General features: G+C 65.0%; 21 protein-coding genes. 12 read left to right on the top strand and 9 right to left on the bottom strand.

Annotated features, from left to right (window positions below; genetic code table 11):
- Positions 1–125 precede the first annotated feature (125 nt).
- Positions 126–512, bottom strand: a complete 387-nt coding sequence (locus tag KMZ68_RS03825) for a nuclear transport factor 2 family protein (protein WP_215614567.1) — start codon at positions 510–512, stop codon at positions 126–128.
- Here KMZ68_RS03825 and KMZ68_RS03820 point away from each other — a divergent pair.
- From KMZ68_RS03820 to KMZ68_RS03790, 7 genes are all read left to right on the top strand, one after another.
- Entirely contained in the window at positions 505–648 is a 144-nt protein-coding gene (locus KMZ68_RS03820) for a hypothetical protein (protein ID WP_215614566.1), read from the top strand. The genes KMZ68_RS03825 and KMZ68_RS03820 overlap by 8 nt on opposite strands.
- 64 nt (positions 649–712) lie before the next feature.
- Complete coding sequence (locus KMZ68_RS03815; RefSeq protein ID WP_215614565.1) at positions 713–1,300, top strand: PadR family transcriptional regulator; 588 nt, start codon at positions 713–715, stop codon at positions 1,298–1,300.
- A 273-nt stretch (positions 1,301–1,573) separates the two neighbouring features.
- Entirely contained in the window at positions 1,574–4,885 is a 3,312-nt protein-coding gene (locus tag KMZ68_RS03810; RefSeq protein ID WP_215614564.1) for a tetratricopeptide repeat protein, read from the top strand.
- Positions 4,886–5,078: 193 nt separating this feature from the next.
- Positions 5,079–6,005 carry a sulfite exporter TauE/SafE family protein gene (locus KMZ68_RS03805; protein ID WP_215614563.1) on the top strand — a complete coding sequence of 309 codons (927 nt, stop codon included), beginning with the start codon at positions 5,079–5,081 and terminating at the stop codon, positions 6,003–6,005.
- Positions 6,002–6,787, top strand: a complete 786-nt coding sequence (locus KMZ68_RS03800) for a TIGR02186 family protein (protein WP_215614562.1) — start codon at positions 6,002–6,004, stop codon at positions 6,785–6,787. The genes KMZ68_RS03805 and KMZ68_RS03800 overlap by 4 nt, the downstream gene beginning before the upstream one ends.
- Before the next feature lie 1,046 nt (positions 6,788–7,833).
- A complete protein-coding gene (locus KMZ68_RS03795) occupies positions 7,834–8,544 on the top strand; it encodes a polysaccharide deacetylase family protein (protein WP_215614561.1) in 711 nt (236 codons plus the stop codon).
- 141 nt (positions 8,545–8,685) lie between these two features.
- On the top strand, positions 8,686–11,166 hold the full coding sequence (locus KMZ68_RS03790) for a patatin-like protein (protein ID WP_215614560.1): 2,481 nt from the start codon (positions 8,686–8,688) through the stop codon (positions 11,164–11,166).
- A gap of 67 nt (positions 11,167–11,233) precedes the next feature.
- On the opposite strand, the gene pdeM is transcribed toward KMZ68_RS03790, so the two are convergent.
- From pdeM to KMZ68_RS03770, 4 genes are all read right to left on the bottom strand, one after another.
- Positions 11,234–11,965, bottom strand: coding sequence for a ligase-associated DNA damage response endonuclease PdeM (pdeM, locus tag KMZ68_RS03785; RefSeq protein WP_371741406.1), 732 nt, complete (start codon positions 11,963–11,965; stop codon positions 11,234–11,236).
- A gap of 3 nt (positions 11,966–11,968) precedes the next feature.
- The gene (locus tag KMZ68_RS03780; RefSeq protein ID WP_215614559.1) at positions 11,969–14,626 is read right to left on the bottom strand and encodes a ligase-associated DNA damage response DEXH box helicase; all 2,658 of its coding nucleotides are present in this window, start codon (positions 14,624–14,626) and stop codon (positions 11,969–11,971) included.
- A 274-nt stretch (positions 14,627–14,900) separates the two neighbouring features.
- On the bottom strand, positions 14,901–16,130 hold the full coding sequence (locus tag KMZ68_RS03775; protein WP_215614558.1) for an ABC transporter substrate-binding protein: 1,230 nt from the start codon (positions 16,128–16,130) through the stop codon (positions 14,901–14,903).
- 133 nt (positions 16,131–16,263) lie between these two features.
- A complete protein-coding gene (locus KMZ68_RS03770; protein WP_215616181.1) occupies positions 16,264–17,190 on the bottom strand; it encodes a class I SAM-dependent DNA methyltransferase in 927 nt (308 codons plus the stop codon).
- A gap of 179 nt (positions 17,191–17,369) precedes the next feature.
- On the opposite strand from KMZ68_RS03770, the gene KMZ68_RS03765 reads away from it, so the two are divergent.
- The 3 genes from KMZ68_RS03765 to KMZ68_RS03755 all read left to right on the top strand — a co-directional run bounded on the left by KMZ68_RS03765 (position 17,370) and on the right by KMZ68_RS03755 (position 19,888).
- Entirely contained in the window at positions 17,370–17,669 is a 300-nt protein-coding gene (locus tag KMZ68_RS03765; RefSeq protein WP_215614557.1) for a DUF6460 domain-containing protein, read from the top strand.
- A 192-nt stretch (positions 17,670–17,861) separates the two neighbouring features.
- Positions 17,862–19,136, top strand: coding sequence for an MATE family efflux transporter (locus tag KMZ68_RS03760; protein WP_215616180.1), 1,275 nt, complete (start codon positions 17,862–17,864; stop codon positions 19,134–19,136).
- A gap of 17 nt (positions 19,137–19,153) precedes the next feature.
- Positions 19,154–19,888 carry an MBL fold metallo-hydrolase gene (locus KMZ68_RS03755; protein ID WP_215614556.1) on the top strand — a complete coding sequence of 245 codons (735 nt, stop codon included), beginning with the start codon at positions 19,154–19,156 and terminating at the stop codon, positions 19,886–19,888.
- Positions 19,889–20,006: 118 nt separating this feature from the next.
- Here KMZ68_RS03755 and KMZ68_RS03750 read toward each other — a convergent pair whose 3' ends face one another.
- A complete protein-coding gene (locus tag KMZ68_RS03750; RefSeq protein WP_215614555.1) occupies positions 20,007–21,101 on the bottom strand; it encodes a quinone-dependent dihydroorotate dehydrogenase in 1,095 nt (364 codons plus the stop codon).
- Positions 21,098–21,442 (bottom strand): DUF952 domain-containing protein, encoded by a 345-nt coding sequence (locus KMZ68_RS03745; RefSeq protein ID WP_215614554.1) that lies wholly within the window; start codon positions 21,440–21,442, stop codon positions 21,098–21,100. Before KMZ68_RS03745 ends, KMZ68_RS03750 begins: the two co-directional genes overlap by 4 nt.
- Before the next feature lie 210 nt (positions 21,443–21,652).
- Here KMZ68_RS03745 and KMZ68_RS03740 point away from each other — a divergent pair, with 210 nt between their 5' ends.
- Entirely contained in the window at positions 21,653–22,279 is a 627-nt protein-coding gene (locus tag KMZ68_RS03740; RefSeq protein WP_215616179.1) for a S24 family peptidase, read from the top strand.
- Between the two features lie 114 nt (positions 22,280–22,393).
- Positions 22,394–23,149: a carbonic anhydrase gene (locus tag KMZ68_RS03735; protein ID WP_215614553.1), complete on the top strand. Its 756-nt coding sequence runs from the start codon at positions 22,394–22,396 to the stop codon at positions 23,147–23,149.
- A gap of 132 nt (positions 23,150–23,281) precedes the next feature.
- Here the strand turns inward: KMZ68_RS03735 and KMZ68_RS03730 are convergent, their stop codons facing one another.
- Positions 23,282–24,067: a class II aldolase/adducin family protein gene (locus KMZ68_RS03730; RefSeq protein WP_249779513.1), complete on the bottom strand. Its 786-nt coding sequence runs from the start codon at positions 24,065–24,067 to the stop codon at positions 23,282–23,284.
- A 289-nt stretch (positions 24,068–24,356) separates the two neighbouring features.
- Positions 24,357–25,997, bottom strand: a complete 1,641-nt coding sequence (locus KMZ68_RS03725) for a lysine--tRNA ligase (protein WP_215614551.1) — start codon at positions 25,995–25,997, stop codon at positions 24,357–24,359.
- Positions 25,998–26,153: the final 156 nt, after the last annotated feature.

Below are 26,153 nucleotides of genomic sequence, written 5' to 3'. Positions count from 1 at the left end.
CGGGCTCCGTTTAAGGGAGTTCGTGCAGGGCAGCAATCGTTGAGTTGCAGAAAGAACCTTACCCGGTTCCGAAGGTCATAGGGAGCATCTATCAGGGCAGCAGTTGCGACGTTGCGACGCTCGGATCACTGGCTCGCCAGTTGCTCCCCCATCAGACGGTGCAGCAGGTTGACCGCCTTGAGCGGGCGCACCATCACCTTGAAATGGGTGATCCGGCCGTCGTCGGCAAAGGTGATGATATCGACGCCGTTGATCCTGATGCCCTCGATCTCTTTTTCGAATTCGAGGACCGCGCCGTTGGCGCTGCGCCATTCGCCGACATATTTGAAGCCTGGGCCGCCCAGCACCTTTTCCGCGCCCGACAGATATTTGAAGGTGATGTCGCGCCCGCGCTGTGGCGTATGCACGACGGGGCTCTCGAACACCGCATCGGGGTGGAGCAGGTCCAACAGCGCCGCGCGGTCGTGGGACTTCATGTAGCCGTACCACTTGTCGAGGCCGATCATGCTCATCGGACGTCCCCTGTTGGTGAAAGGCGCAGCAATCGCGGAAGGACTCGACCTGGATGCGCTCCACCGGTTCTGCGACCGGCAGGGCACCGATCCGATCCGGCGGATCTTCGCCGAAATCAGTCCTTATGCGCGTTGACGCATATGCACCTTTATGCATATTGTCAACATCTGCAGACGGTCAGGGACGGAGGGTTGGCGTAGTGGCACTCGGCGACGCAATCCTTGCATGCCTCACGGAACATCCGATGACGGGCTACGAGCTCGCCAAGACCTTCGACAATTCCCTCGGTTTCTTCTGGAAAGCCAACCACCAGCAGATCTACCGCGAGCTCACCAAGCTGCGCGACCGCGGCCACATCCAGGGCCGCGAGGTCGTGCAGTCCGGCAAGCCCAACAAGCTCGTCTACACCCTGACGCCCGAAGGCCGGGCCGCGCTGCGGCACTGGGGGGCGCGGCCGAGCAGTCCGGCTTCGATCAAGGACGATCTGTTGGTGCGGCTCTACGCGCTCGACAGCGTCGACATCGAGCCGCTGCGCACCGACCTGATGGCGCGGCTGGAATACCACCGCGACCGTTTTGCTCGCTACGAGCGCATCCTTAACAAGCGCTTCCCCGACGGCACCGCCCCGCCGGGAGATGTCGGCAAGCTGCTCGGACTTCGCATGGGCGTTCGCTACGAGCGCGCCGTGGCGGAGTGGTGCGAAGAGGCGCTCGATACCCTGCCGGCAGCGAGCGCGAAGCCGGGCATCACGCCGATCGGCGGCAGCCGGCGCGGCATCAAGGGATGATCGTCGCGTCCTGACGGCTGCGCCGCCGCCCGGTCGGATCGTCGTCAGGGTTCCAGCCTCGGGCGGCCTCGGCGGCTCGCGGCCCGGTCTATTTCACCGGCCCGCCAACTTTCCGGACCGGCCGGCTCATTCCTTAACCCGTTATTTACCGTAACGCGAAAAAGTCGAGTTCTGAGGCAGACGACCTGCGCGAAATTCGATTGACTCTCTTTCGGGACGCGCGGGGAGGCTGAAGGCGCAGGTATCGCGCCGGAGTCGGAACCGGACGAGAGCATGAATTCGCGCGTATCGTGGAGTGTTGAAGGCATCGATCCATCCGTCCGCGAGAGGGCCGAGGCCGCTGCGCGCCGCGCCGGCATGTCGTTGAACGACTGGCTGAATTCCACCATCGGCGATTCCGCCCCGCCCAATTTCCGCAGCCCCCACGATCAACCGCAGCCAGCCTATCGCGAGACCCGCGCCGTCGACGATATCCATCAGCGGCTGGATTCGATCACCCGGCAGATCGAGCAGATTTCGCGGCCGCGCCCCGAGGCGCCCCGGGGCGAGGCCCCGCGCGCCGAGCCTGCCGTCGCAAGGCAGTTGAACGACGCGATCTCGCGTCTCGACGCGCGGCTGTCGCAGATCTCGAACCCTGCGCCGCGACAGGCCCAGATCCAGGACAAGCAGCGCCAGGCCGAAATGGTCGAGCGCGCAGCCGCCCAGGTCTATCGCCCCTCGCCACCGCTCAGCCCGGCCTCGATGGATTTTGCGATCGCGGAAATCGCGGCGCGCCAGAACGAACTCGATGCACCCGCGCCGCTGTCGCCGCGCGGCGCGCCGCCCAGCACGCCTGCGATGGCGCCCGCGATGCCCGTGGCACCCCCGATGGCCCCGGCCGCGCCGGCCGGCCCGGATTTTTCTTCGCTCGAGCGGCATCTGTTCAAGATCACCAGCCAGATCGAAGCCCTGCAGCGGCCCGACGGCATCGAGCAATCGATCGCCGCGTTCCGCGGCGAACTCGCCGAAATCCGCCACGCCATCACCGAGGCGATGCCGCGGCGGGCGATCGAATCGATCGAGAACGAAATCCGCTCGCTGTCGCGCCGCATCGACGACACCCGCCAGAGCAGCAGCGACGGCCAGGCGCTGGCCGGCATCGAACGCGCGCTCGGCGAAATCCGCGAAGTGCTGCGCTCGCTGACGCCGGCCGAGCAACTGGCCGGCTATGACGAGGCGATCCGCAATCTCGGCGCCAAGCTCGACCTGATCCTGCGCGCCAATGACGACCCCTCCACCGTCCAGCAGCTCGAAGGCGCCATCGCCGCGCTTCGCGCCATCGTCTCCAACGTCGCCTCCAACGACGCGCTGGCGCGGCTTTCCGATGACGTGCACATGTTGTCGTCGAAGGTCGACCAGCTTTCGCGCAGCGAAGGCAACAGCGATTCCTTCGCTATCCTCGAACAGCGCATCGCCGCGCTGACCTCGACGCTGGAAAGCCGCGAGCGGCCGGCCGTCAGCGCAAGCACCGAACATCTCGAGGACGCGCTGCGGGCCTTGTCCGACCGCATCGACCGCATGCCGGTCGGCAGCGACAACGCCTCCGCCTTCGCCCATCTCGAACAGCGCGTCTCCTATCTGCTCGAGCGCCTCGAAGCCTCCGCCGATCAACGCCCCAGCGTCGACCTCGGCCGGGTCGAGCACGCGCTGCAGGACATCCTGAGCCATCTCGAAACCCAGCACGCGAACTTCGCCGCGCTGGCCGAGAACAGCAGCCGCAACGCCGGCGCGCCGCAGCCCGTCGACAACGGCCTGATCGATGCGGTCAAGCGCGAACTGTCGGACATCCGTTTCAGCCAGTCCGAGACCGACCGCCATACCCAGGATTCGCTCGAAGCCGTCCACAACACGCTTGGCCATGTGGTCGACCGGCTGGCCATGATCGAGGGCGACCTGCGCACGGCCCGCGCGCAGCCGGTTGCGCCGCAGCCGCAGATGCCGGCACCGCACGAGGCCGCCGCACCTCGCATGGCGATGCCGCCGCAGCCGATGCCTGAATTGCCCAATCCGGCCGCGCAGGAACATTTCGCCACCGCGCCGCGGGAATTCCAGGCCGTGCAGCCGCCGGCGCCGCCTGTCATGCCGGTGGCGCCGCGCGCCATCAGCGAAATCCTCGAGCCGCATGCGGCGCAGCCGCCACGCCCCGCGCTCGCGCCGGATCTGCCGCCCGATCATCCGCTCGAACCCGGCACCCGGCCGACCGGGCGGGTGGCGACGCCGTCGGAGCGCATTGCCGCTTCCGAAAGCGCGATCAGCGAAATTCCGCCTGCCGGCCCGCGCGAGCATGTCAGCACCTCCAGCTTCATTGCCGCCGCGCGGCGAGCCGCGCAGGCCGCCGCAGCCGCCCAGCCCGCCGACAAGTCCGCCGCGCGCGGCCCGCTGAAGGGCGCAGGCAACAAGGCCAAGGAGGCTTCGACCATCACCGCCAAGATCCGCTCGCTGCTGGTCGGCGCGAGCGTGGTCGTCATCGTGCTCGGCACCTTCAAGATGGCGATGACGCTGCTGGATGGCGGCGGCACGGCCCCGCCGATGCCGGCGATGGAGAGTTCGAGCGAGCCGGCGCCTTCGCTCCAGGCGCCAGCGGATGACGGCGCCAAGCCGGCGACGCCGGCGCCCGCCATGCCCTCGATGACCTCGCCGACGCCGATCGGCCGGCAGTCGTTCAACAATTCCGCGCCCGGCGCCACCGACGGCACGGCCTCGGTCGCGATCCCGCAGGCGCCGGCGATACCTGTCGCCTCGCCGGTATCTTCAGCCGATATCACCGGCGCCATTCCGGCCCAGCCGGCCGCGACTGCGAGCCGCAAACTCCTGCAGGTGCAGGTGCCGCCGACCGAACGGCTGCCCGAGGCGATCGGCGGGCCGGTGCTGCGCGCCGCCGCGCTGAAGGGCGATCCGACCGCGGCCTACGAGATCGGCCTGCGCTTCGCCGAAGGCAAAGGCGTGGCGGCGAATTTCGACGAGGCCGCGAAATGGTATGACCGCGCCGCCCAGGCCGGCGTGGTGCCGGCGATCTTCCGGCTCGGGACCCTCTACGAAAAGGGCCTCAGCGTGAAGAAGGACGTCGACATCGCGCGGCGCTATTACATGCAGGCCGCCGAGCGCGGCAACGCCAAGGCGATGCACAATCTGGCCGTGCTCGACGCCGACGGCGGCGGCAAGGGCGCCAACTACAAGAACGCGTCGCAATGGTTCCGCAAGGCGGCCGACCGCGGCGTCGCCGACAGCCAGTTCAACCTCGGCATCCTCTATGCCCGCGGCATCGGGGTCGAACAGAACCTCGCCGAATCCTTCAAATGGTTCAGCCTGGCGGCGGCGCAGGGCGATGAGGATTCCGTCCGCAAGCGCGACGATATCGCCAAGCGGCTCGACGCCCAGTCGCTGGCCGCGGCCAAGCTCGCGATCCAGACCTTCACGCCGGAGCCCCAGCCCGACGACGCCATCCATGTAGCGGCCCCGGCCGGCGGATGGGACTCTGCCCCGGTGCAGGCCACCACCGCCAAGCCCGCGGCGAAGCCGGTTTCGACCAAGCGCGCCTCCCGTTAATCCCGGTTTTTCACCACATCGGAAAATCCGCGCGGCGCCTTGCGGCAAAAAATCCGGCCTGCCGCGGATTCTTTAGTCCCTCCCCCGGTCGATTTCGGTTATGCAGGGACGCGGTCGTTCTCCGCGCTCCCAACAAACCATGCCGTGAACGGTTATCGGCCGGCCTCACGGCTACATTCCGAAGAAATCGCGCGTGCAGCTCTACCTCCCGATCGCCGACATTCCGGTCAACGTCTTCCTCATCCTGGCGATGGGCGCGGCGGTCGGTTTCGTGTCCGGCATGTTCGGGATCGGCGGCGGGTTTCTGATGACGCCGCTGCTGATCTTCGTCGGCATCACCCCCGCGGTCGCGGTCGCCTCCGTCGCCAGCCACATCGCCGCCTCGTCGTTCTCGGGCGCGCTGTCCTACTGGCGGCGCCGCGCCATCGATCCGGCGCTGGCGCTGGTGCTGCTCTGCGGCGGCACCATCGGCACCGCGCTCGGGGTCTGGACCTTCACGCTGCTGCGCTCGCTCGGCCAGCTCGACCTGATGATCGCGCTGTCCTACGTCATCCTGCTGACCGCGGTCGGCGGCCTGATGTTCTGGGAAGGGGTGCGCGCGATCATGCGGACGAGGCGCGGCGTCGCGCCGCTGACGCGCCGCCCGGGCAGCCACGGCTGGATCCACGGGCTGCCGCTGAAGATGCGCTTCAAGCGCTCCAAGATCTATCTGTCGGTGATCCCCGTGGTGGTCGTCGGGCTGATCATCGGCTTCATCGGCGCGATCATGGGCATCGGCGGCGGCTTCATCCTGATCCCGATCATGATCTATCTGTTGCGGGTGCCGACCTCGACCGTGATCGGCACCTCGATGGTGCTGACGCTGGTCACCATGGTGTTCGCCACCATGCTGCACGCGGCCACCAACCATCTGGTCGATGCGGTGCTGGCGCTGATCCTGATGGTCGGCGGCGTGACCGGCGCGCAGTTCGGCGCCCGCGCCGGCCAGAAGATCCGCGGCGAGCAGCTGCGGCTGCTGCTCGGCCTGCTGATTCTGGCGGTCGGCATCCGCTTCGCGATCGAGCTGGCGATCCGCCCCGACGACCTCTTCACCATCCGCGAAACCGGAGGCGCCGGATGATCGCGCGCACCTCACTCGCTGGTCTCGCGCTGGTTGTGAGCGCGGCGGTCCATGTCGCGCCGGCGCGCGCGGAACGGCTGATCGCGTCGGTCTCGAACCACCGCGTCACCGTGACGCCGAACTATTCCGGCGAGGAACTGGTGCTGTTCGGTTCGGTCGAAAGGGATGCGTCCACGCCGGCGACCCGCACCAGTTACGACCTGGTCGTGACCGTCTCCGGACCGCGCGCCGACATGGTGACGCGCCGCAAGGAACGCAAATTCGGCATCTGGATCAACACCGACTACCGGCAATTCCTGAAAGTGCCGACCTATCTGGCGCTGTTCTCCAACCGGCCGTTCGACGCCATCGCTTCGCCCGAAGTCCAGCGGCGGCAGCAGCTCGGCCTCAACAACGTGCTGCTGACCCAGCGCGTCGGCACCGATTATGCCGACGTCGTGCCGAACGATCCGTTCCGTTCTGCCTTCGTGCGGTTGCGCTCCGAGCATGGTCTCTACCGCGAGGCGACCTCGGCGGTGACGTTCCTGACGCCGACGCTGTTCCGCACCGGCATTCCGCTGCCGGGCGAAGTGCCGATCGGCACCTATGACATCGAGATCAAGCTGTTCTCCGACGGCGCCCTGGTGACCAAGACCGAAACCGCGTTCGAAATCGTCAAGGTCGGTTTCGAACAATTCGTCGCCACCACCGCGCGCCAGAACGGTTTTGTCTACGGGCTGGTGACGGCCTTGATGGCGATCATGACCGGCTGGATGGCGTCGATCGTGTTCCGGAAGGATTGAGCTGCCTCGGCGCGGCCGGCCGCGTCACCGGATAATTGCCGAGCGCCACCGCTCCCAGGAAGAAGCCAAGGCTTGGCAAGGCGGCCGCCACAGTCAAAACTGTCGTCGCCCGGCCTGACCGGGCGATCCAGTACGCCGCGCCTTCTCGATTTATCTCAAACGTCTCTGGAATACTGGGTCGCCCGGTCAAGCCGGGCGATGACAGCGGTGTGTGTGTGTGTGCGAGCGATGCACGCTGAAACATCGTGATTCGTATTTCAAACAGCTCGAGGATATGCGTCCGCATTCTCGCGGCGCGATGCGCCCGAGGTTTGCAGCGGCTTCACCCTCCCTGAAGAAAAGAGGGCGCAGGGAAAGCCGGGCGCCGATTGCACCCGCGGTCGTGCGCACAACGAGCGCACGAGTGGACCACAGGTTCAACCGGATCATCCCGGCTTTCCCCGCGCGAATGGGTTACGGCTTACTTCGTACTCTCCCCGGTGAACGGGCTTTTTTGCCACCGTCGCCTTGCGGATCGACGATACATCCCGGACCCGGTTGGGCCGGATGCATCTCCGCAAGACTTGACGCCAGCGTCGCGGCGTCAGGACCACACGACTTCGCCGTCCGCGCCCGTCTCGCCAAAGCTCTCGCCGGACCTCGTGCGATCCGGCCAGTTTCGTCGAAGACAGTTTTAAGCGCCGTCCGTCCGCACGCCGGCCGATCGCTCACGGAGTTCAATCCGCCCTGCGATCCCTTGCGCGCCCGACGCTGTCGCGTCCATCGCATCCCACCGCGCGTTCGTGACGACTCGCGATCCGCCCCTTGCCGGGTGAGACGGGCGAATTGCTAAAGGTGATTTGCCCGACGTGTTAAGCGGAAAATTTTTGCGCGAAGGGCTGGACAGGCCACAATTGGAAAGCGAGCTGATTTGCCCGTCGGGTCGTTTTCAGGTGTAGTTTGCACGCAAGCAAGGCGCTTCGTGCGCCAAGACTGTGGGCGACAATCGAGAGGTGTTCATGGACCGTTTGGAAAAGCCTTGCTGGCCGACGGGACGCCGATGTGCGGTGTCGATCACATTCGACGATGCGCTTCCTGTCCATCACGAACTGGCCGGCCCGGCGCTCGAAGCGCGGGGAATGCGCGGCACCTTCTATCTCCATATCGCGATGGCCCCGTGCAGCGACCCGATGCCTTGGCGCGCGCTTGCGGCACGCGGCCACGAACTGGGAAACCACAGCCTGTTTCACCCTTGCCGGCGCAAGGCCACCCACAGAACCTGGCTCGACAAAGCCTTCGATTTGCGGCGCTATGAGCCGATTCGATTCCAGCAGGAGGTGCGGGTCGCCAATGCCTTTCTGAAATTGATCGACGGTCTCGGTGAGCGCACCTACGCCTACACCTGTTACGATACGCATCTCGGCCGCTGGCCCAACAAGACCGCCATTGCCGGCCTGATCCGGTCTGATTTCGTCGCCGCGCGCGGCGGACGGACCGACCAGCCGGTCATTGTATCCCGCGACCTCGATATGATGAACCTTGGTTGTTTTCAGGCTGACGGGCTTTCGCTCGCCGCTCTCACCGATGCGATCGATATCACGCGCGACCGCGGCGGCTGGCTGATACTGGTCTTTCACGGCATAGGATCGGGAACGCATGGCTTGTTTGTCGAGCCGTCGACCCTCGATGGATTGCTGGACCATTTGGCCGCTCAGAACGAAATCTGGGTCGCACCGGTCGTCGAAATCGCCAAATGGGTGCGAGCGGCAAGCCACTGAGACCGCAAGACAGCGAACCGCACAAGGCAAGTGGCGCGACATCTGCCTGCGTCGCAGAAAACGGTCCTCCCGTTTTCGTTTCGCAATCCAAGCAAGTTATTGTTATTGTAGTCGCCAAATCCTTTCCCGAGGGGGCCAGTCTTGCGCGAAAAGGAACTCCGCATAGCGCTCGTTTGCTTCGGAGGCGCCTCGCTGGCCATCTATATGCATGGGGTCACCAAGGAGATTCTGAAGCTCGTCAGGGCGTCCAGCGCCCTTCATACCATCATCGTCCGGGAAGAGCGCTCGACCGCCGGGTTCTTCGATGTTCGCGACCGCTCCGATCCCGAATTTGACACTGAAGCGATCTATTTCGATCTCCTGCGCGATATCGGCCGGACAGTCGATCTGCGAGTCATCGTTGACATCATCGCGGGAGCCTCCGCGGGCGGAATCAACGGCATCATGCTGGCGCGGGCGTTGAGTCATGACCTGCCCATGGGTCGGCTCCGCGAGCTCTGGCTTGAGAATGCCGATGTCACCGAGCTGCTGGCATCGGAAGCGAAGGCACACATATCGAGCAAGTGGATTCTTCGGCCGCTGTTCTGGGCCGCTGGTCTGATGGGCAGAGGACTGCTCAGCGACCTGGAGGTGCGTTCCAAGCTATCGCTGTTCATGCGATCTCGATGGTTCGAGCCTCCATTCGACGGCCTGAAGATGACCGCTCTGATGTACGACGCGGTTGCTGCCATGGGAACGCCACGGGGAGAGAGGGCCTCTCTGCTTCCTTCAGGCCAAGGCCTCGATTTGTTCGTGACCCTGACTGACTTCAACGGTCACCAGCGAACCATGCAGATTCACAATCCTCCGATCATTCACGAGCGCGAACACCGTCACCACCTCCATTTCAGATATCGGAGGCGTCAAAGCGGAGCCATCGAGAGCGATTTTGAAATGACCAATGCGCCTGCACTGGCTTTCGCCGCGCGCGCGACGTCATCAATTCCGGGAGCATTTCCGCCAGCGCGCATTCTGGAGGTCGATGAGCTTCTCAGGAACCGCTCCATTGCCTGGCCGCGCCGCGCAGAGTTCATTGCGCGGAATTTCGACAACTACGCGCAGATGAATGTCGACGCGGCTTCTGTTCCGTTCATCGATGGCAGTGTTTTGAGCAGTCATCCCTTTCGCGAAGCGGTCAACGCCATCCGAGGCCGCGCCGCATATCGTGAGGTAGATCGACGGGTAGTCTACGTTGATCCCAACCCCACACCCGCGGGGCTGGCCGTGCATCACGGTCTGCCGGGATTTTTTCCGACGCTGAAAGGTGCGCTGTCCGAGATTCCGCTGTCCCAACCCGTGACCGACGAACTCAGCTGGATAGGTCATTACAACGAACAGGTGCGTCGACTCAGGGCGATCGTCGACAGCGCGCGGCCGAATATCCGCCGGCTGGTCGCAGAGGTCATGACCACCGATCGCGAACCAAGCAGCGAAGATCAAATTCGCGGCTGGCGCGAGCAGGCAAATATCAAGGCCGCCCGCGACGCGGGTTTCGCATACGATGCCTATGTGCGCCTGAAACTCGCCTCGGTGCGCGACTTCGTCAGCCGACTGATCATGGAGATCCGCGGCGTTCGTCCGGAATCGCCCTTCGCGCGGTCAATTGCGGAAATCATAGACGCCTGGGCAATCCAGGCCGGCGTGACCTACGAGCCCGCAGATGGCCGATCCTTGCAGGCGGAAGCCGCCGCAGGCTCCGACACCCCGAAGTGGATCAGCTTTCTACTAGCGTTTGACGTGGGTTATCGAAAGCGCAGGCTTCGTTTCCTGATCGAAGGTCAGAACCGCCTTTCCCAGATGCTGGGTTCAGGAGAGTTCGAGGGCCTGGAGACCGCCAGCGTCGACCGCTTGAAACGCAAGTTCTATGAATGCGCGGACGCACTGGAGCAAAGAGAGGCCGCCACCTCCATCAATGCAACGACCTGCAATCTGGTCGAGGATATCTTTCGGACAGGGCCGTCTCCGACTGAAGTCGGACAGATAGGCAAGTATGCACAGTCCTTTGCCGCGCGACACAGGGATCGGATTGATGTGCTCATCGAGCGCCTCGGCTCGGATATCGATCTCAAAGCCAGCACGTCGGACATTGACGTTCTTCTTGCCGAAACCGATGGGTGGCCCGCCCTTGCGAGGCACGAGGTGCTCGTGAATCATCTCGGGTTTCCGTTCTGGGACGTTGTGACATTTCCCGTGATGCCGTGGCGGGAGGCGGGGGAATTCAACGAGGTCCGGATTGACCGTATCAGTGCCCAGGACGCCGCCGGCATCAACAGACTGGGGACGTTTCAGCTAAAGGGCACTGCGTTCAGTCAATCTGCCGCGTTCTTGTCGCGCGCCTACCGCGAGAATGACTACCTGCTCGGCCGCTTGCATGCCATTGACCGTCTGATCGATATCGTTTCCGAGGCGGCCGGCTCCGAATCCCAGTCCCCAGCCGCGATAGCGGCATTAAAGAAACGAGGATTTCTCCGGATTCTGGATGTGGAGGAGCGCCATCTAACCACGTGCAAGAAATTGATTGCGGAGCTACGGGCAGCGATCACGGCAGATGAGCGGCTTGAAACATTCAAGGCTGCCAGGTGATCCCCAGGACCATGGCGCCGATCTCGTACAGAAAACTCGGGACCGCGAGCGCTTGCATCCCGTTCTCTCAGTAACAGCGCGACGCTGCGATCGCGTGCAGCCTGTTATCGCCGAGCACATGCGCCATGAACCCGGGCGTACCGAAAATCTTCGCAAACGCTTCATCGCGGATGCTCAGGCCTCCGGTATAGGCGCCGAACGCCGGCATCACGGCGCGCTCGCCGTCGCAGGCGAAACAACGCCGCTCCATCGAACGGCCGCGCGCCGACACCCGCGCCTTGGGATGCAGATGGCCGGCGATTTCACCCAAAGCCCCTGATGGTTCGTGACGAAACATGATCGGGCCGATCGCGACTTCCTCGGCGACCACGCCGCCTAGACCGGACGGCAGCGCCGGGTCGTGATTGCCTGATATCCAGATCCAGTCGCGCCGCGCCTGCAACCCGGTGAGGACGTCGCGGTCGGTTGCGGACAGCCGGTCGTGGGCGTCGCGGTCATGGAAACTGTCGCCGAGCGCGATCACCATGCGCGGATCGTGCCGCGCGATCACGCCTGCGAGGCGGCCGAGGGTCGCTGCGGTGTCATAGGGCGGCAGCAGCACGCCGCGCGTGGCGAAGCTGGAGCCTTTTTCCAGATGCAGGTCGGAGACCACGAGCAGGCCCTGCTCTTCCCAGAACAGTGCGCCGGAGAGATCGGCGACCAAAGTCGCGCCGGCGACGACCAAAGTCGCGCCGGCGACATCGACGGTGGCGACGCGCGCGGCCGGTTCATCGTCGAGGATTTGCGCGCGGGCCGTCACGTTCTATCCAGTCGCCTCTTTGACGAGTTCTTCGGCGGCTTCCGCCAGCAGTTCGTCGGATGCTTCGCCATAAACCGCTTCGCGGCCGATTTCCAGCATCACGGGCACCGCTAGCGGCGATATCCGGTCCAGTTCCCGGTGGATGATTCGCCCCTTGATTCGCAACAGCATATCACTGAGCCGCCTGACATCGAGCAGCCCGGTGGCGGCATCGGCGCGCGCGGCGCGCAGCAGTACATGGTCGGGCTGGTGCTTGCGCAGCACGTCGTAGATCAGGTCGGTCGAGAACAGCACCTGACGCCGGGTCTTTTCCTCGCCGGTGAAGCGCCGGGCGATCAGCCCGGAAATGATGGCGCAGGTGCGGAAGGTGCGCTTCATCAATGCGGATTCCGCCAACCATGCCTCGAGATCGTCGCCCAGCATGTCCGGATCGAACAGCGCGTCGAGATCGAGCTTGCCCTGCCGGATCATGAACGACATGTCGCCGAGCCCCCACACCGCCAGCGCATATTCATTGGCGACGAAGCCGAGCGGCCGGGCGCGGCCGCGCTCCAGCCGCCGCGTCAGCAGCATGCCGAGGGTCTGATGCGCCAGCCGGCCTTCGAAGGGATAGCAGACGAGATAATGCTTGTCGGCGCGGGGGAACGTTTCCACCACCAGTTCGCGGGTGCCGGGAACGCGCGACAGACGCGCCTGCAGCGACAGCCAGTCGCGCACCTGGTCCGGCAAGGCTTTCCACGCACGCCTGTCGGCCAGCAGGTTGCGGACGCGTTCGGCGAGATAGGTCGAGAGCGGAAACTTGCCGCCCATATAGGACGGCACCTTCGCATCCTTGTCGTTGGCGCGGGAGACATAGACCTGATCTTCGGCGAGGGCCTCATAGCGCACCACCTCGCCGCCGAACACAAAGGTGTCGCCGACCACCAGCCCCTCGATGAAATATTCCTCGATCTCGCCCAGCATCCGGCCGCCGCGCCCGAGCGCGCCGGTCGATCCGGTGTTTCCTTTTGCACCGCGCGAACGCACCAGCCGCACCTTCAGCATGGACTCCTCGACGATGGTGCCGACATTGAGACGGTAGCTTTGCCGCACCCTCGGATTGGTCACGCGCCAGCGGCCCTGCTTGTCCTGCTTGATGCGGGCGAAGCGCTCATAGGTCTTCAGCGCATAGCCGCCGGAGGCGACGAAATCGACGACGTCGTCGAAATCGGTCCGCGTAAGACCGGAATAGGGCGCCGCCGTCAGCACCTCTTCGTAGAGTTCGTCGGACAGGAACGGTTCGCCGCAGGCGCGGCCGAGCACATGCTGCGCCAGCACGTCGAGCGCGCCTGACCGCAGCGGCGGGGTGTCCTGCGCGTTCTCCGCCACCGCGTCGATGGCGACGCGGCATTCCAGCACCTCGAAGCGGTTGGCCGGAACAAGAACGGCGCGCGAGGCTTCGTCGATGCGGTGGTTGGCGCGGCCGATGCGCTGCATCAGCCGCGAAGCGCCCTTCGGCGCGCCGATATTGATGACGAGATCGACGTCGCCCCAGTCGACGCCGAGGTCGAGCGACGAGGTGCAGACCACGCCGCGTAGCCTGCCCGCCGCCATCGCGTCCTCGACCTTGCGGCGCTGCGCGACGTCGAGCGAGCCGTGATGCAGCGCGATCGCCAGCCCATCGTCGTTCATCCGCCACAGATCCTGAAACAGCATCTCGGCCTGGCTGCGGGTGTTGACGAACACCAGCGTGGTCCTGTTGGCCTTGATCAGGTCGTAGACCTCGTTCAGCGCGTGGCGCGCCGAATGGCCGGCCCATGGCAGGCGCTCTTTGGTGTCGAGCATTTCGACGATCGGCGCTGCCGCACCGCCGGCGACGACGATGTCGGCGGCTTCGCTGTTGCGGTCGCGCTGCGGCACCAGAAACCGCGCCAGCGATTCCGGCTCGGCGACGGTGGCGGACAGTCCGATCGCGCGCAGCTGCGGCGCCAGCCGCCATAGCCGCGCCAGGCCGAGTGACAAGAGATCGCCGCGCTTGGAGGTCACCAGCGCATGCAACTCATCGAGCACGATGCGCCTGAGCTGCGAAAACAGAAACGGCGCATCGTCGGACGACAACAGCAGCGCCAGTTGTTCGGGCGTGGTGAGCAGGATATCCGGCGGATAGCGCCGCTGCCGCTGCCGCCGCGACACCGGCGTGTCGCCGGTGCGGGTCTCGACCTTGATCGGCAGACCCATCTCGGCGATCGGCGTCTCCAGGTTGCGCGCGATGTCGACCGCGAGCGCTTTCAGCGGCGAGATGTAGAGAGTGTGGAGGCCGCGGCTGCGTTGCAGGCTGCGGCCGGTGGAGATGAGGCTGCGGGGCAGTGCTGGCGCGACAACCACGCTGCTCTCCCCTCCCCCCGCGCGCGCAGCGCGTAGCGGGGGGAGGGAAGAAGAGCGCATCGGCGATGAGGCAGCGGGAGCCGATAGCTCCACCAGCGTCGGCAGGAATCCCGCCAGTGTCTTGCCGGCGCCGGTCGGTGCGATCAGCAGCGCGGAAGCGTCGGCGCGGGCCTTGGCGAGCAATGCGAGCTGATGTTCACGGGGCGACCATCCGCGGGATGCGAACCATTCGACGAAACGGTCCGGCAACAGCGCGTCCGGCTCGGCCGGGGATGGGTTGAGAATATGGGGCGGCACAGCCCAAGAGGTAAGCCGTTGCGGCCGGTTCGTCGAGGGCGGCAGCAGACGCAATTCACCTCGCCCCGCTTGCGGGGAGAGCACAGGCCGCCTTCGGCGGCCGTCCTTAGAAAGAACGCCGAAGCCAAGCTTCGGCTATCGCCTAGCGCCGGGTGAGGGGCACTTTCCGCGAACTCCGTCCGTGGAGAGAAGCCCCTCACCCCAACCCTCTAAGAGCGAGCTTCGCTCGTCTCGGCCCCGCAAGAGCGGGGCGAGGGAGATCGACACCGTCCGCTTATTCCGTGACCGGCTTGTCGGAAATATCCCAGTCCTTGCCGTTGAAGGTGGAGATGTAGAGCGTCTTCATCGGCGTGTAGTTGTCGGGGGTGTAGCTGTAGGTCACGCCGTCCAGCATGTAGGGCGAATGGAAGCCGTTGAGGCTGGAGGCCTGCTTCAAGACGTTGGCGCGGGTCAGGTCGTCGCCGCAGCGGCGCAGGATTTCGGCCATCGACGCCACCTGGCCGTAGCCGGCAAAGGCGATGGTGTTGTCCGGATCGACATTGGGCAGATACTTCTTGCGCAATTCCTCGAACGCCATGACGTCGGGATCCTTCACCCAGCGCGGCACGCCGACTTCCTTGGCATAGCGGATGGCGACGATGCCGGTGGCGTTCTCCAGGCCCGCCGCGCTCAGGATGGAACGTCCGGTCGAGCCGGCGGACAGCAGGTGCAGCGGCTTCCAGCCGAGTTCGGCGACCTTGCGGATCGACTGCGACGACGCCTTGCCGGTGCTGATGTTGTAAAAGACATCCGCGCCGGACTTCGAAAGATTGATGAGCTGGGAATCGATGGTCGGCTCGGTCAGATCGTAGGTCTGCTCCATGATCACCTTGGCGGTGCCGCCGGCTTCCTCCAGCACCTTCTTGAACGGCCCGAGGAAGTCGCGGCCGAAATCGTCGTTCTGGTAGAGAATGCCGACCTTCGCATTCGGCTTCGCGGCAACGACATGTTTGGCGAGAATCCGCGCTTCGGTCGGATACAGCGGCAGGCCCGCCATGGTCCATTTGAAATTCTTCGGATCGTTCCATTTCGACGCGCCGGTGTTGAGCAGAAGCTGCGGCACGCCCTTCGAGTTGAGATATTTATGCACCGCGGTCTGCGGCGCGGTGCCGAGCGAGCCGAACAGCGCCAGCACTTCTTCCTGCTCGACCAGCCGTCGCGTCGCCTCGACGCATTTCGGCGCGCTGTAGGCGTCGTCCATGGTGAGGAACTTGACCTTGCGCCCGTTGATGCCGCCCTTTTCGTTCAGCATCTGGAAATAGGCCTCGCCGACCCGCCCCAGCACGCCATAGAGCGAGCCGGGGCCGCTGTGCGGCACGGTCTGGCCGAGCTTGATTTCGGTGTCGCTCGCGCCGACGTCGTATTTCTTCTCCGCCGCCCAGACATAGGGCGCGGGCAGGACGGAGGCTGCGATCGCGGAAAGCGCGGTGGCGCCGAATTCGCGCCGTGTCTGTTTGTTCTTCATTTTTTTCTCCCGGAACTATTGTTCTTGTTTGAGGGCAGCTGCCTTGATCTGCCATTCCGGCATGTCAGGCAAGAGCTTGCGACGCAATGCCGCCCTGTTCCGGCGCATGCTTCGAGGCTGTGCCAACCAGACGTCAGCCGTTCGCCGCGACCACGACCAGGCCGGGCACCGGCTCGTTGTCCTCATTGCGCGCCGACAGGTCTTCCAGCCGCGACAGCACGAGGCCGGCATCGGCGATCGACGCACGCACATAGTCGACGCCGTGCGCATAGCGCAGGCCCTCGCCGAGGATGACGCCATCGCCGCGATGGGTCTCGACGGTGAAGGCCAGCAGGCCGCCGGGCACCAGCACGCGCCTCGCCTCGCGCAACAGCGGCGCGAGATCCGCGACATAGACCATGGCGTCGGCGGCGAGAATGAGATCGGCGCCGGCGGCGGGCTTGCCGCGCAGGCCTTGCAGCATCTCGCCCACCTCGAGCTCGGCATAGAGCCCGGTGGCGCGCGCCCGCTCGATCATGCGCGGCGACAGGTCGATGCCGGTGAAATGGTCGACCTCCCTGGCGAAGGCGGAGGCCGCCAAGCCCGTGCCGCAGCCGAGATCAATGGCGCGCTTGAAGAAGGCGGGCTTGCGGACGGCAGCGCGCGCCGCCAGCACGGCTTTGAACAACAGCGCCGGGCCGCGATAGCCGAGATCGTCGACCAATGCCGTCTCGAATTTCGGCGCATATTGATCGAACAGCGCCCGCACATAGGCCTGCGGCATCGCCGATAGCTGTTCCGCGCCCGACAGCATCAGCCGCAGGCCGGCGCCGTGCCGGTCGTCGGGGTCGGCTATTTGCGCCTTTCGAAAGGCCTCGATCGCCGCCTCGCGCTCGCCGAGCCGCTCGCGGATTTCGCCGAGCGTGAACCAGGCCGAAGCAAAGTTCGGCGCAAGCTCGGTCGCCTGCAGCAACAGATCGGCGGCGGCGGCGAGATCGCCCTTCAGCTGCAGATCGCGCGCAAAATCGAACCGCCGGTCGGCCATCAAATCGCCGGAGGACAGGAACAGGCGCACGGGCATGATCGGAACCACAGTTGTCATTGCCGGACAATAGCCGTCCGAAGGATGCACCTATATATCCGGGATGCGCCCGCAAGAAGCGCCGTATTGGCCGGCGGCCATTGACGGCGGCAGGCGGGTTCCCCATGTCAGGGCGATCAGGCTATAGTGCGAGGACCAATCCGCGCGGGAGACCATCGATGCCCAACGACACCAGAGAACTGCCGGCAGCCAATGACGGCCTTTCCCGCTTTCTGGGCGGCTCGCCGCTGGCGGTGGCGTTCCGACTGGTGCTGCTGTCGATCCTGGTCGGCGTGGTGCTCGCCGCCATCGGCTTCGATCCCTGGAATATCCTCCAGAGCATCCGGCTGTTGTTCCAGCGGCTCTGGGATCTCGGCTTCGACGCCATCAACTGGCTGTGGCGCTACTTCCTGCTCGGCGCCGTGATCGTGGTGCCGATCTGGCTGGTGACGCGGCTGATCACGCCGCGCGGACGTTAAAGCATGATCCGTAAACGTGGGACGCGGTATTCCGCGGGACAAACGCGAAGCGCTTGCCCGGAGATCATGCTCAAACATAGAGATGAGATCACGATCCGTCGGATCGTGATCTAGCCCGCGCGCAGGCAAGGTTTGTTGGCTCCCGCATCCAGGGTTACGACCGCGCAGGTCTTTGCCATCGCAGGTCCGGCGATGGTCGCGAACCTGACGACGCCGCTGATCGGCATCGTCTCGACCACCGCGATCGGCCGGCTCGGCGACGCCACGTCGCTGGGCGGGGTCGCGATGGCGTCGGTGCTGTTCGACTGCCTGTTCTGGCTGTTCGCCTTCCTGCGCATGAGCACCGTTGCCTTCACCGCGCAGTCGCTCGGCGCCGGCGAGATGCACGAATTGCGCGCGATCCTGGTGCGCGGACTGATCGTCGCGGCGCTGGTCGGCGCCGGCCTGATTGCGCTGCAGATCCCGCTTGCCGCCATCCTGCTCGGCGCCATGGGCGGCAGCGAGGGCGTGGCGCGAGCGGCAAAAACCTATTTTGCGATCCGGATCTGGTCGGCGCCGCTGGCGCTGGCGAACTATGTCGTGCTCGGCTGGCTGATCGGACAGGCCCGCGCGACGCTGGCGCTCGGGGTGCAGATCGCGATCAATCTCATCAACATGGTGGCGACCTTGCTGCTGGTGCTGACGCTCGATCTTGGCATTGCGGGCGCCGCGATGGCCGCGCTGATCGCCGAAGCCCTCGGGCTCCTGATCGGCGTCGCGATCGCGCACAACCTCGCGCAGGATCATTTGCCGCTGTCGCGGGCCACCCTGTTCGACCGCGACACGCTCATGCGAATGCTGGCCGTCAACCGCGACATCATGATCCGCACCGCGGCGCTGATTGCGGCGTTCCTGTTCTTCACCGCGCAGGGCGCGCGCTCCGGCGACGTCACGCTCGCGGCCAATGCCGTGCTGCACAATTTCCTGCTGATCAGCGCCTTCTTCCTCGACGGGCTGGCGAACGCCGCCGAACAGCTTTGCGGTCGCGCCTATGGCGCCCGCGCGCGGGATGAATTTTCTGGCGCGGTGCGGCTGGTCGTGTTCTGGGGCTTTGGCTTTGCGCTGGCGGTCACTGCCGCGTTCGCGCTGTTCGGCCCCGCGCTGATCGATATGATGACCGCAAGCCCCGACGTGCGCCGCATCGCGCGGGATTTTCTGGTATTCGTGATCCTGTCGCCGTCGCTTGCCGTGTTCGCCTTTGCCTTTGACGGCGTCTATATCGGCGCGACCTGGGCGCGCGACATGCGCAATCTGATGGTCGCCTCGCTCGCGATCTTCCTCGCGGCCTGGCTGGCGCTGCGTTCATTCGGCAACACGGGGCTGTGGGGAGCCTTGCTGGTGCACTACGCCGCGCGCGGCGGCTTGCAGGCACTGCGCTATCCGGCGATGCTGCGGGCTTCGTTCCGGCAGGCGCCGCTGCCCGGCTGAACCAGGAGGATCGCCCGATGCAACTGCAATTTGTCGGCTGCGGCGACGCGTTCGGCTCCGGCGGCAGGTCCAATACTTGCTTCCATGTCACCGGCGATCACGTCAATTTCCTGATCGATTGCGGCGCCTCGTCGCTACCGGCGCTGAAGCGGCAAGGCATTATCCGCGACGGCATCGACCTCATTCTGATCACGCATTTCCATGGCGATCATTTCGGCGGGCTGCCGTTCCTGCTGCTGGATGCGCAGTTCACCCGCCGGACCCGCCCGCTGGTCGTCGCCGGGCCGGAAGGAATCGAGGCGCGGCTGGCGCAAGTGATGGAGGCGCTGTTCGAGAATTCGTCGAAGACCAAACAGCGCTTCGAGCTGTCGGTCGTCGCGCTCAGGCCGGAAGAAAAGCGCAGTTTCGGCGCGGTCGAGGTCACGCCCTACCCGGTGGTGCATGGCGAATCCGGCGGGCCCTTTCTGGCCTACCGGGTCGAAGCCGGGGGCCGCGTCATCGCCTACAGCGCCGACACCGAATGGACGGAGACGCTGATCCCGGCGGCGCGCGACGCCGACCTGTTCATTGCCGAAGCCTATTATTACGACAGGATCGTGAAGAACCACCTCAGCCTGACGACGCTGGAGGCGCATCTCGCCGAGATCAGGCCGAAGCGGCTGGTGCTCACCCACATGAGCGACGACATGCTGGGACGGCTGGATACGCTGGCCTACACCGCGGCGAGCGACGGCATGATTGTCGAGTTATAGATGAAAATGGATGGTATTGGGTTCGTCATTGCGAGGAGCACTTGCGACGAAGCAATCCAGCTTCCTTCTTTGCGCAGCAAGCTGGATTGCTTCGCTGCGCTCGCAATGACGGTGTCAACTAAACCGGCCAATCCTCGGCCGTGATGGTCGCCGCATCGGCGCCGACGATCTCGGAAAGCGAGTCGCGGCCGGTGCGCAGCAGCGTCGAGGCGAGGTCGTTCTTGATATGCTCGACCAGGCCGAGGCCCTTGTAGATCAGCGACGAATAAAGCTGGATCAGGCTGGCGCCGGCGCGGATTTTTGTAAGTGCCGCGCCGCCGCTGTCGATACCCCCCACGCCAATGAGCGGAAACGCACCCTCGGCGCGCACGTATGTCTCGGCCACCATCCGCGTCGACAGCCGGAACAACGGCCGGCCGGACAGGCCGCCCAGCTCCTTGGCGCGGGCCTGTTCGCGCAAGGTGGCAGGCCGCGCCAGCGTGGTATTGGCCACGATCATGCCGTCGACCCGGCGCGAGCGGGCGATGTTAACGACATCGTCGAGCTCGGCGAGACTGAGATCCGGCGCGATCTTGAGCAGCACCGGCGAGTCGCCGGCGTTCCGCCGCACCCGCTCGCGCGCATCGATCACCTTGGCCAGCAGATCGTCGAGCGCGGATGCCTGCTGCAGATTGCGCAGGCCCGGCGTATTCGGCGACGACACGTTGACGGTGAAATAGCTCGCCACCGGCGCGAAGGTTTCGATCAGCTTGACATAGTCGGCGACGCGATCGGCGGAGTCCTTGTTGGCGCCGACATTGACTCCGACGATGCCGCCGAGATTGGCGCGCGCCGCCAGCCGCCGCAGCACCGCTTCGGCGCCGTCATTGTTGAACCCCATGCGATTGATGACGGCTTCGTCGCGTTCCAGCCGGAACAGCCGCGGCCGCGGATTGCCGCCCTGGGGACGCGGCGTCACCGTGCCGATCTCGACGAAGCCGAAACCGAGCCGCAGCAGCGCATCTGGGACTTCCGCGCTCTTGTCGAAGCCCGCCGCCATGCCGACCGGGTTGGGGAAATTCAGCCCGAACGCCCGCACCGCCAGTTTCGGATCGTCCGGCCGCGGCTTGACCGGCGGCAGCAGCCGCAGCCCCTGGATCGCCAGACGATGCGCGTCCTCCGGATCGAACCAGCGCAACAGCGGCAGCGAAAAGGCGTCGAAGGCGCGGATCACGGCTCCAGCTCCGGAATGTGATGGTACCCGTCGGCGCGCGCATGCATGTCGAAGATGGCGATCACGACGCCAAGGTCGAGTTCGCCGTAGAGATGCGGAAACAGCTCGTCATTGCGCGACCGTTCCCAGCGCAGCGCCTCGCCCAGCGCATCGGCATCGACCGCGATCAGGAACAGCCCCCTCTGGCCGAAGAAGTGCTTCCTCGCCGTCTCGGCCACCTGCGAGGCGAGCGAAAAATGAATGAAGCCGTCGCGCGCATCGTCGGCGCTGCCGCGGTACACGCCTTGCCGCTCGGCCTCGCGCCAGGCCGAGGCGGGACAAATTTTGTAGATCCTGCGCACGGCGGCCGAAAGTCCTGCTTGTTGTTCTAAGTCTCTTGGGATTCTTCCGGAACTTCCGGACCTCGCGCGCCGACCGTATCGGCGCAACTTCCACACTTCAAGGGTCGCTTTTGCTCCCTTGCGCGTTGGGGCGAAAACCGGTTTATTGAGGTAATAATTCCTAGATTTGGGCGCGATCGAGCCATGGCCAAACATTCCAGAGCGCCGCGAATGCTGACCCACGAGCAGATCTGGACCGCGATGGACCGGCTGGCCGAGCGCGCCGGAATTACCGCCTCGGCGCTCGCCAAGCGCGCCGGCCTCGACCCCACCACCTTCAACAAGTCCAAGCGCATCACCCCCGAGGGACGCGAACGCTGGCCTTCCACCGAATCGGTCGCCAAGGCGCTCGCCGCCACCAACACGTCGATCGATACCTTCGTGCAGCTGATCGGCGACGGCCCGCGGGCGGTGCAGTCGGTGCCGCTGCTCGGCTTCGCGCAGGCGGGAGCCGGCGGCTATTTCGACGATAGCGGATACCCTGCCGGCAAGGGCTGGGACGAAGTCGGCCTGCCCGCCGTCAATGACGAGCACGCCTACGCGCTGGAAATCTCCGGCGATTCGATGCGGCCGGCCTATCGCGACGGCGACATCATCGTGGTGTCGCCGGGCACACCGATCCGCCGCGGCGACCGCGTGGTGGTGAAAACCACCGGCGGCGAGGTGATGGTCAAGGAACTGAAGCGCCGGACCGCCAAGACACTGGAGCTGGCATCGCTGAATCCCGTTCATGTCGACCGCACGCTGGCGGCGGGCGACGTCGCGTGGATCGCGCGCATCGTGTGGGCGAGCCAGTAATCAGCCGGTAAGACTGCCCGCACGACGAACTTGCAGCGGCACATCCCGTTCAATACTTTCGCGCCCGAGTTGAGCCGGCCGGCGTTTCAGTTTGCATAAGAAAGGAGACTAATGATGAATCGTCGCCATGCGCTGAAGGCGTTGGCGGGCCTGGCGCTTTGCCCGCTCTGCACGCAACAGGGAATTGCCGCGGAAGGCCACCACTGGAGCTATGAAGGCGCCGGCGGCCCGGCGAAATGGGGCGACCTCGACGCCGCCAGCAAGGTCTGCGGCATCGGCTCGCAGCAATCGCCGATCGATATCGGCACGACGGTCAAGTCGCAGTTGCCGGCGCTAAAAATCAACTGGGCCAAGACCGCCGACACCATCGTCAACAACGGCCACACCATCCAGCTCAATTTCGCCAAAGGCAGCACGCTGACGCTCGGCGACGTCAAATATGAATTGCAGCAGGTGCATTTTCACCGGCCGAGCGAGCATTTGATCGGAGGCAGGAACTTTCCGATGGAAGCCCACTTCGTGCACCGCGCCGAAACCGGTGGGCTTGCCGTGGTCGGCGTGTTGATGGCGATCGGCAAACCGAACGCCGCCTTCAGCAAGATCGTCGCGACCATGCCCATGAAGGAAGGGCCCGCCGTCAAGGCCGACCCCGGCATCGATCCCAATGCGCTGCTTCCGGCCAGGCTCGGCTACTACCGCTATCCCGGTTCGCTGACGACGCCGCCCTGTTCGGAGACCGTCGAATGGCTGCTGCTGACCGACCCGGTCCAGGTGGCGGAAACCGATGTCGCGGCTTTCGCCAGGCTCTATCCGATGAACGCGCGCCCAGTGCAGAAAGACAACCGCCGCTACGTGCTGCGGTCGAGCTGACAACGTCGTCCCGGCGAACGCCGGGACCCATAGCCACTGATGGTGATTGTTGCGGGAAGTGTCGACCGCCACCGCCCAAATCGAGAGGCCGCGGAGTATGGGTCCCGGCGTTCGCCGGGACGACGATAATTCCTACGTCGCGTAGTCCGGCTCCTTGCGGTCGAGGATGCGCTTCAAGGCATCGAAGTGCCGCTGCGCCGGGGTCGGCCCCTTGTAGAGATGATCGTCCATGAAGTCGCGCCGGGTCTTCTCGACCACATGTGCGGGAAGCCGCTTCAGCGGTTGCCCGGTCCACATTGCGTAGATCTGAACCTGCGCGACGCGCTCGACATAATAGAGCTTGTCATAGGCATCGGCGACAGTCGCGCCGACCGTCGAGATGCCGTGATTGGCCATGAACAGCACGGTCTTGTCGCCGATCACCCTGGCGAGCCGCGCGCCCTCGGCAGGATCGAGCGCTGGGCCGGTATATTCGTCGTCATAGGCAATGGCACCGGAAAGGCCGACCTCGGTCTGGCCGATCTCCTTGATGCGCGGATCTTCCAGGCGCGTCAGCGCGCTCGCATAGGGCATGTGGGTGTGGAACACCGCTTTGGCCTGCGGCAGCGCCTTGTGGATCGGCGCGTGGATGCAATAGCAGGAGCGCTCCACCTCACCCTCGCCGCTCTTGACCTCGCCGTCGTCGATGCCGACTTCCATGAAGGACGAGGCGGTGACCTCCGACCAGTGCATACCGAACGGAATCTGGTAGTAGCGGTCGCCGCGGCCCGGCACCACCAAGGTCAGATGGTTGAAGATGCCTTCGCTGAAACCATGCATGTAGGCCAGCCGGTGCGCCGCCGCGAGGTCGACCCGCGCCTGCCATTGCCCGGCATCGACACTGTCCTGAAGCGACTTCGGCGAAACCCTGAACTGCATGAGCATGCTCCCTGTGCTGGCCTGCCCCTCGGCGGAGGCTTGGTGGAAGCATAGCGCAATTTGAGCGGGTGCCCGGCTGAAATTGCCGCGGGCCTGCCATCTCGATTTGGCGCCTCTTCCTCACCCTCTCCCCTTGTGGGAGCCGAGACGAGCGAAGCTCGCTCTTGGGTGGACGCGATGCGAAGCATCGCGGACGGGTGAGGGGTCTGTCTCCGCGGATAGAGACCCCCTCATCCGGCACGGACTTCGTCCGCGCCACCTTCTCCCACAAGGGGAGAAGGAAGAAAGGTTACGCCGATCTTGCCAGCGCGCCGTCGATCATCGCCACCGCATTCGTCAGCCCATAGACCGCGACGAAGGAGCCGAAGCGCGGGCCTTTTTCCTGACCGAGCAGCACCTGGTAGAGCATATTGAACCAGTCGAGCGAGACGCCGGGCCGGCCGTCCTTGCCCTTCTTCACAGGGTCGAGGAACGGCTCGCGGCGGCCGATCTCGTAGACCACGTTCTGGATATCCTCGGCGGTCGATGCCGCCGGCATGTTCGACAGCGCGTCGCGCAGATCCTGCAACGCCGCGCGTTCGCTGTCGGTCGGCTCGCGGAACTTCTTGGTCGGCGCCACGAAGTCGCGATAATAGTTGATGGCGTAGCCGACCAGCGCGTCGAGCTTCGGATGGCTCTGCGGCGTGACGCCGGGGCGATAGCGGCCGATGAAGCCCCACAGGGTCTCGGCATTCTCCGCATTCGACGACGACACCAGCGTCAGCAGCAGCTGGAACGTGACCGGCATGTCGGCCTTGGGCGGATGGCCGGAATGGATGTGCCAGACCGGATTGGCGAGCTGCTGCTTGGCGTCCTGCCGCGAAAAGCCTTCGAGGAACTGCTGATAGTCGTCGACGTTGCGCGGGATGACGTCGAAATACAGCCGCTTGGCCGCCTTCGGCTCGCGATACATGAACAGCGACAGCGATTCCGGCGAGGCATAGCGCAGCCATTCGTCGATGGTGAGCCCGTTGCCCTTCGACTTCGAAATCTTCTGGCCCTTGTCGTCGAGGAACAGCTCGTAATTGAAGCCTTCCGGCGGCAGGCCGCCGAGCGCCGCGCAGATCTTGCCCGACAGTTTTACGGAATCGATCAGGTCCTTGCCGGCCATTTCGTAGTCGACGCCGAGCGCGAACCAGCGCATCGCCCAGTCCGGCTTCCATTGCAGCTTGCAATGGCCGCCGGTGACCGGAAGCGTCACGCGCTCTTTGGTTTCAGGATCGTCATAGGAGACCGTGCCGGCCTTCACGTCATGTTCGACGATCGGCACATACAGCACCGCACCGGTGCGCGGGCAAATGGGGAGGAACGGGGAATAGCTCGCGGCGCGTTCTTCGCGCAACGACGGCAGCATCACCTTCATCACTGCGTCGAATCGCTCCAGCATGCGCAGCAGCGCCGCATCGAATTTTCCGCCCGTGTAGTAATCGGTCGAGCTGGCAAACTCGTAGTCGAAGCCGAAGGTGTCGAGAAACGCGCGCAGCCGCGCATTGTTGTGCGCGCCGAAACTCGGATGGGTGCCGAACGGATCCGGCACCCGCGTCAGCGGCTTGCCGATATTCTTTTCCAGCAGTTCCTTGTTCGGCACGTTGTCCGGCACCTTGCGCAGGCCGTCCATGTCGTCGGAAAATGCCAGCAGCCGGGTCCTGATCTTGTCCTCCGTCAGCACGCGAAAGGCGTGGCGCACCATGGTGGTGCGCGCGACCTCGCCGAAAGTGCCGATATGCGGCAGGCCGGACGGACCGTAGCCGGTCTCGAACAGCACCTCGTCCTTCGGCTGCTTTTTCAGCCGCGCCACGATCGCCTTGGCCTGCTCGAACGGCCAGGCGTTGGATTGTTCGGCGAGCGTGCGCAGGTCGCTTGGGCTGACGGCAAGATCGATCGTGGACATCTAAAGGGGTCTCCAGGACCGCGGAAACTAGCGCTTCCGCGTCAAAATGCAAAATGATGGCAGTACGCCGTCATTCCGGGATGGTGCGTTAGCACCAGACCCGGAATCTCGTCATTCCGGGTTCGATGCTACGCATCGCCCCGGAATGACGAGGAC

Origin of the sequence: Bradyrhizobium sediminis (genome assembly GCF_018736105.1) — a bacterium.
GTDB lineage: Bacteria > Pseudomonadota > Alphaproteobacteria > Rhizobiales > Xanthobacteraceae > Bradyrhizobium.
Note: the sequence above shows the minus strand (reverse complement) of the source record. Positions and strands in the feature narration are given on the sequence as shown.